This is a genomic window from Levilactobacillus koreensis JCM 16448 (assembly GCF_001435525.1).
GTDB classification, from domain to species: domain Bacteria; phylum Bacillota; class Bacilli; order Lactobacillales; family Lactobacillaceae; genus Levilactobacillus; species Levilactobacillus koreensis.
On sequence record NZ_AZDP01000106.1, the window covers coordinates 21,188 to 28,391 of the forward strand.

Here is a 7,204-nt window from a genome sequence, read left to right on the forward strand (position 1 = left end):
ATCACTGAACACAAAAAGAGCGACCACCTAAGTCGTCGCTCTCCAAAACCAAATTTTAATTATTCAACGGTAACACTCTTAGCCAAGTTCCGTGGCTTATCAACGTCCAGGCCCTTGTTCAGGCTGGTGTAGTAAGCTAACAACTGGGCAGGCACAACGCTCAACAATGGCATCAACATTTCGTCAACGTCAGGCAAGATCAAGTCGTCGCCGTCCATGGCTAAACCTTCACGCACGATGGTCATGGTCTTAGCACCACGCGCGATTGTTTCTTGCAAGTTGCTCCGCGTCAACCCGGCCGTCTTAGCCTGCGTGATGAAGCCAATAACCGGCGTGCCCTTTTCGATCAAGGCAATCGTCCCATGCTTCAATTCACCAGAAGCGAATCCTTCACATTGAATGTAAGAGATTTCCTTTAACTTCAAGGCAGCTTCCAGCGAAACGGCGTGGTCGAGACCCCGGCCAATGTAGAAGGCCCGGCTCGTGTCCATCAGGTAGTCATTGGAAATCTTTTCCAACTTATCCTTTTCGTCGACGATGGCTTGCATCCCCGTAGCAACTAAACCAAGTTGTTGCCGGATGTTGAAGTCTTGGGCAACGATTTGCCCCGTCTTTTCGCCCAGGGCCTTAGCCAAGATAGCCTCCAACGCAATTTGTGCGGTGTAAGCCTTGGTTGAAGCCACGGCAATTTCAGGACCGGCATGCAGCAGCAACGTGAAGTCTGCTTCACGCGACAACGTGGAGTTCTGAACGTTGGTGATGGTCAGGCTTGGGTAGCCGGCATCGTTGACGTTGACCAGTACCTCACGACTGTCGGCCGTTTCGCCAGACTGCGTCAAGAAGATGAAGAATGGCTTCTCGGACAGCATTGGTTGTTCGTAGGCAAATTCAGAAGACACGTGGACTTCCGTTGGGATGTGCGCTAATTTTTCAAAGAGCCGCTTCCCAACCAAGCCGGCGTGGTAACTCGTCCCAGCGCCCACGATGTACAGCCGGTCAGCCGCCCGCATTGCGTCGATCAGTTTGCTGTCAAATTGAGGTTCGCCATGCTCTGACAAGTAGGTTTGAGCCAACTTACGCATCACGTTAGGTTGTTCGTCAACCTCTTTCAACATGTAGAATGGGTAAGTCCCTTTATCGGTTTCGTCAGCGTTCATGTCCACGTGGAATGGCTTCCGCTCTACGGCATTGCCATCGGCGTCCTGAATGGCGACCTTGTCTGGTGTGATGGTAACAACTTCACCATCCATCAATTCCAGGAAGTCATGCGTTTCGCGCAGCATGGCCAAAGCATCGGAGCAGACCACGTTGAAGCCTTCGCCAACACCAATCAACAGTGGACTCTTGCTCTTAGCAACGAATAACGTATCTGGTTGCTCGCGGTCCATCATCAGGAAGGCGTAGGAAGATCCCTTTAACAAGCTCAGCGTCTTCAGGAAGGCTTGTTTAGCGTCTAAATTATCTTCGATAGCAAATTTGTCGATCAATTGAACAACCACTTCAGTATCGGTCTGACTTCTAAAAGGCACGTCACTTAAGTACTTGGCCTTCAGTTCTTGGAAGTTGTCGATGACCCCGTTGTGGACCAGGTAGAACCGGTCGTCATTAGAAAAATGTGGATGCGCATTGTCCACGCTAACCACACCATGCGTTGCCCAACGCGTATGACCGATCCCGGTTGATCCGTGGACTTCTGGCGTGATCTTTGCCCGCAATTCGGCGATCCGCCCCTTAGTCTTCACTAAGTAGTCTTGCCCCTTCTGGTCGTTTACGTAAATTCCGGCTGAATCGTAGCCGCGGTATTCCAACTTTTGAAGACCGTCAACTAAAATCTTAACGGCATTGTCATTACCCGTAACTCCAACAATTCCACACATAGTTTTTCTTCCTTTGCTCGACGCCAGTTTCGGGTGACCGAAAGGGTCGGATAGTTTTATGATTGAAAATGTATCAGTTTTCTTCAGAATTGGTATAGACTGAAACCAGCTGAAAAACATTTCTGAATGACTATACTTTACAGCGTTTAGACAAGGTTGTCAATTATAAAAATCTAGAATGGTCTATGATTATTTTCATAACTATTTTTCATCATGATCGTAGGCGGCTAATGCCTTGACTGGTAAAGGTTAGGTGGCCCCACCATCAGCCCGCGAAATGAAAGCATTCAGCAATTATTTTGTCTAAAAATCTTTTCTGTAAAAAAGAGGACGTCAAAACCGAGTTAGTCAGTAATCAGTAAAGTCGGTAAACGAACAATCCTAGTTTTGGATTGTTGGCCTAACGGGGTTAAGCGAAGTTGACTGCCCTGGATGGCGCACAAAAAGGGCCTGAGAGCTCTGTCCCAGACCCTTCAGAATTACAGTTAAAATTTAGTCTACGCCAACTTCGGCCCGCACAACGTCAGCGATGCGGTCAACGTAGCCCGCAACGATTTCTTCAGTTGGGGCTTCCGCCATGACGCGCAAGAGTGGTTCCGTCCCGGAAGGCCGAACCAAGACCCGCCCGTCACCGTTCATTTCTTTTTCAACGGTGGCAATCATCGCTTGAACTTGGGGGTTTTCCAAAGCGGCCTGCTTGTCAGCGACCTTGATGTTCACCAACTTCTGTGGGTAAGTCGTCACGTCAGCGGCCAATTCTGACAACTTCTTGCCGGTGACCTTCATGATGTGCAGCAATTGTAGACTGGTCAACAGGCCATCACCGGTCGTGTTGAAGTCCAAGAAGACAATGTGACCGGACTGTTCGCCACCCAGATTGTAGCCGGACTTGAGCATTTCTTCGACCACGTAACGGTCCCCGACCTTTGTCTTTACCGACTGCAGGTTGTGAGCAGCCATGGCTTTATACATCCCCAGGTTACTCATGACGGTCGTCACGATTGTGTCCTTCTTCAGCCGACCATGTTCAGCCATGTACTTGCCACAAATGTACATGACCTTGTCCCCATCGACAATGTTCCCAGCTTCATCGACTGCGATACACCGGTCACCATCACCGTCAAAGGCTAACCCGATTTGGGCACCCTTTTCCAGCACAAACTTTTGCAATTGTTCTGGATGGGTTGACCCAACTTGCGCGTTGATATTCAATCCATTGGGCGTTGTGGCGATGGTGTCAAAGTCCAGGTTCAAGTCAGCATATAGCCGTGACACTAGACCACTGGTAGCCCCGTTAGCGGAGTCAACGGCAATGTGTAAGCCTTCCAAGTCATCAGCGATAGTCTGTTCCAGGAACTGAATGTACTTTTGGCTACCTTCTGAATAGTCTTCAACCGTGCCTAAACCATCAGTAGTTGGCCGTGGTAGTTCGTCCTTTTCACCATCCAGCAGCGCTTCGATTTCCTCTTCCATGCTGTCGGACAACTTGTACCCATCGCTCCCAAAGTACTTGATGCCGTTATATTCAACGGGGTTGTGGGAGGCCGTGATCATGACCCCAGCAGCGGCGCCCTGTGTTCGCACCAAGTACGCAACGGCTGGCGTAGAGATAACGCCTAACCGCAAAACTTCGATCCCCACGGACAGCAGCCCCGCAACCAGCGCGTTTTCCAACAACTGACCAGAGATCCGGGTGTCCCGAGCAACTAAGACTTGGGGGTGGGCATTTTGACTGTCCGCGTGTTGGGTCAAAACGTACCCGCCAAAACGGCCAACTTTAAAAGCTAATTCGGGCGTTAACTCTTCGTTAGCAACCCCGCGGACACCATCGGTTCCAAAATACTTCATCGTAAAATTCCTCATTTCTCAACTTTGTTTTTCGTTATTTCGAAACAGCCTTGACCGTGACCTTAACCGTCGTCGGATCAAAGGCCGTGACGTTATTATCGCTAGCATCGAGGGTCACCGTCTTCGTCGCCGTCTTCTTGACATCACTAACGTCGACATCCACGGTCGCTTGGTCCAGCGCCTTAAGCTCCGCTGTGCTCCCGTAAGCCGTGACCTTATTCACGTTACTAGTTAGTTTGTACGTCGTTCCGGACGAGCCATTTTGCGCATTCAGATTCAAGCTGACTTGCTTGCTTTGGCCGTCGGACGTCACCGGTAAATTGACCGTGGTGGTGGACGGCGTCAAAATCACATTGACCGTTTTCCCACTACTGTCGAGGGCTTCGATAACGGCCTGACTGTTGACGGTCTTCTTAGTGTTCTGAGGCACCGTCAATTGCGCAACGACTTGCTTAACACGGGCAATCTCGTTGGCCGCACCGGTCGCCTTAACGGTCGTCGTGTCGGTCGTCGCCTTACCAGCGGTATATCCAGCCGCAATATTACGACTATTGTATTGAACCTTTACCGGGAAGGACACCGTGCGCCGTGGCTCAATGTCGACTGAAATTTTTGCCGGCGAAATGGTCGACTCGATCTCGTGGTTCAGGCCCTCCTGATGTAGGGTCACTTTATGCTTTCCAACGCCCAGATTACTCAGTGCCGCGTAGACTTTGAAATTCTGCGTATTGGCCGTCGTCGTGACTAGCGCCAATGGCCCCCGCAAGGTCACCTTGACCTTCTGCGGATACCCGGTCACAAAGTACTTATTACTGTTCACGTTCAACTGTAGGGGCACCGAGACCGTCATCGTCTTAGTAGCCGTCAGCGACGTGTTATTGGTCGAATTGGTCGACTGTGAATTGCTTGAGCTAGACTTAGTACTGTTGACGTAGAAAAATAACAATACCGCCAGGATCAAAGCTAGAATTCGGTACAACCACGTGGTGTAACGCCCATTCTTCATTAGCGTCGCCCCCCTAAGAAGCGCTCATCGAACCAATCGAGCGCCTTAACTAAGAAGTTACCCTCATTAGGAGCCTCTTCATTAACCAATTCATTACGCAAAAACTTCAGGTAATCGGCCTGCGTCAATCCACGAATCAACTCATTATTCTTCGTGATCGACACTTCACCGGTTTCTTCCGAAATGACGATGGTCAACGCATCCGTTACCTCAGAAATACCGACTGCCGCTCTGTGCCGCGTCCCCAGTTCCTTAGGAATCAGATTGCTCTCAGACAAGGGAAGGTACGCTGCCGCAACAGCGATTCGGTTGTCCCGAATAATGACCGCCCCATCGTGCAGCGGCGTGTTCGGAATAAAAATGTTGATCAACAACTCGCCGGTTAGCTCGGCATCTAGCTTAATACCGGTCTCGATATAGTCTTCCAGTCCCGTGTTGCGCTGAATGGTCATTAATGCCCCAATTCGCCGCTTAGACATGTACTGAATGGCTTTATCCAAACCTTCGATCATCTTAGTCGCCGCTTCGTTCTCGTGACGCGCCCGGACAAAAATCGATCCACGACCTAAGTGTTCTAGGCCCCGGCGGATTTCCGGTTGAAAGACGATGATAATCGCGATAACACCCCAGTTAATCACCAAGTCGACCAACCACGATACCGTATTCAACCCCACGTAAGTACTAATGAACTTAACGATCAAGATCAGGATGACGCCACGGAAGAGCTGAATTGCCTTGGTTCCACGAAGCATCACAATCAGCTCATAAATGACGAACCAAACGACCAAGATGTCGAGTAGGTTGACTAAATTCCCTAACGTAAGGAGTTTTCCCCAATCTAGGTTCATGACTTTCCCTCCAAATCGAATTCAAATTTTATTATAGCACGGCGGCCTCAACATTTCGCCTTGAATCCCAACATGTCATGGAAAGTCACTGGAAACTGCGACCAAAACTTACGGATTCCTTAAAGTATAATCGTCGAGTTATTTTCAGGAAAATAATCTGTTACCATAGAAGTCATATTCTGTTTACTGGCAGCAATTTCGCTGTAGAATGGAAGTAGAAACTTGGCGAAAGGATTGGTGATGGCTTATGAATCGGCGTGCCCGCTGGGAAATTCGAATTTTCTTTGTCGCGTGGCTAATTTTTCTCTTTTTCCGCGCGAAGGACCCGTTCTCATTCCTAGTCCTCAACACCTTTTTGGGCTATATCCCCATTGAACTGAGTTTCCATATTGGCCGGCAACGACCACGTGCCTGGCTCTTTTGGCCGATTGTGCTCGTCTGGTTGCTGTTCTATCCCAATGCGCCCTACTTACTGACGGATCTGTTTCACCTATCTCTACTGCAACCCTACGCCGTCAGTGGCCTGTTGCGGGTCACCCCGCACCTCTGGATCTACTTCACGTACATGATCATTAGTGCCATCAGCTGTTCTTTTCTGGGCTTTTGGAGCCTCAACTACGTCAGTGAGTGTATCAGCCTCAGGTTGGGCAAGGGAAACGCTGTGGTTCGACTACTGGTCGTCGTTGCACTGACCTTTCTGACGTCGGTCGGCCTGTACATTGGCCGCTTTTTGCGGATCCACACCATCTACTTGTTCCTAAATCCCGAGCAATTCATTCGGCCGCTGATGAACATGTGGACGCCCAATATGTGGATCTTCGTGGGCTTGATGACTTTCATCCAGCTCTTCTGCTACTGGGTCCTCTACCTCATCATGACCAACAGCCGACAAACGGTTGATGATTGATGATTAAACTTGTTACATTGACTAGAATTGGCCGCACTCCGGCTGCCAGGGATTCCGCCTGCCATGGGCGCCTCCAGCCTGAGGCCCGGGCTTCCGGCTCGCCTGAAAGCCACGAAAATCGCGTGTCTCTCAGGTCGTCCCACGATGTAAGTCGGGAAAGAACCCCGACAAACATCGTCGACACGGCTGGCTACATCCCTGGCATCCTACGGCTAAGATAGTCCACCACCTAAAATTAACTGTTAAATTCCTAATGAGCTTGAACACTTCACCCCTCTTGGTTGTGACATGTTTGGCTCTTTTTGTTTGCGCCATTGCGGAGAGGTTCCCAGTAGCTAATCAGCGACATAGGTTAGCGATGTGTGACCATCACTGCACCACCATCGATGTCAATTACATATTACCCATGGCTCCTATCCACAGCGTAATTTCCAATGTTAGTCCATCATCCATCTATTCAAAAAGCTCCACAGACTGCATATTAGGCAATCTGTGGAGCCTCTTTAATTTATAGTCTGAAGGTTGAAGTTCCAAAATACCAATCATGCCTGCTTTAGCAACAACATCGGTCCCAAAACTAGGCAACCTGGTGGGCCCTTCGCCTCACCGGCCGGCAGATACGGGCTGGATCGGTGCGAACACAACTTGAAGCCTCGAAAGAGCCGAGTCTACAAGCTTGGTTTTCTGCTAAGCCGGCAAGAAACGCCGACCAAGCAGA

5 protein-coding genes are annotated in these 7,204 nt (G+C 49.8%); 1 reads left to right on the top strand and 4 read right to left on the bottom strand.

Annotated features, from left to right (window positions below; genetic code table 11):
* Positions 1–59 precede the first annotated feature (59 nt).
* The 4 genes from glmS to cdaA form a co-directional block, all read right to left on the bottom strand.
* The gene (glmS, locus tag FC99_RS09595; RefSeq protein WP_048732310.1) at positions 60–1,877 is read right to left on the bottom strand and encodes a glutamine--fructose-6-phosphate transaminase (isomerizing); all 1,818 of its coding nucleotides are present in this window, start codon (positions 1,875–1,877) and stop codon (positions 60–62) included.
* Positions 1,878–2,369: 492 nt separating this feature from the next.
* On the bottom strand, positions 2,370–3,725 hold the full coding sequence (glmM, locus tag FC99_RS09600) for a phosphoglucosamine mutase (protein ID WP_048732313.1): 1,356 nt from the start codon (positions 3,723–3,725) through the stop codon (positions 2,370–2,372).
* A gap of 34 nt (positions 3,726–3,759) precedes the next feature.
* Positions 3,760–4,731, bottom strand: coding sequence for a CdaR family protein (locus tag FC99_RS09605; protein ID WP_048732314.1), 972 nt, complete (start codon positions 4,729–4,731; stop codon positions 3,760–3,762).
* The gene (gene cdaA / locus FC99_RS09610) at positions 4,731–5,579 is read right to left on the bottom strand and encodes a diadenylate cyclase CdaA (RefSeq protein ID WP_048732316.1); all 849 of its coding nucleotides are present in this window, start codon (positions 5,577–5,579) and stop codon (positions 4,731–4,733) included. The genes FC99_RS09605 and cdaA overlap by 1 nt, the downstream gene beginning before the upstream one ends.
* A 247-nt stretch (positions 5,580–5,826) precedes the next feature.
* Here cdaA and FC99_RS09615 point away from each other — a divergent pair, with 247 nt between their 5' ends.
* A complete protein-coding gene (locus FC99_RS09615; protein ID WP_048732317.1) occupies positions 5,827–6,486 on the top strand; it encodes a DUF1361 domain-containing protein in 660 nt (219 codons plus the stop codon).
* Positions 6,487–7,204 lie beyond the last annotated feature (718 nt).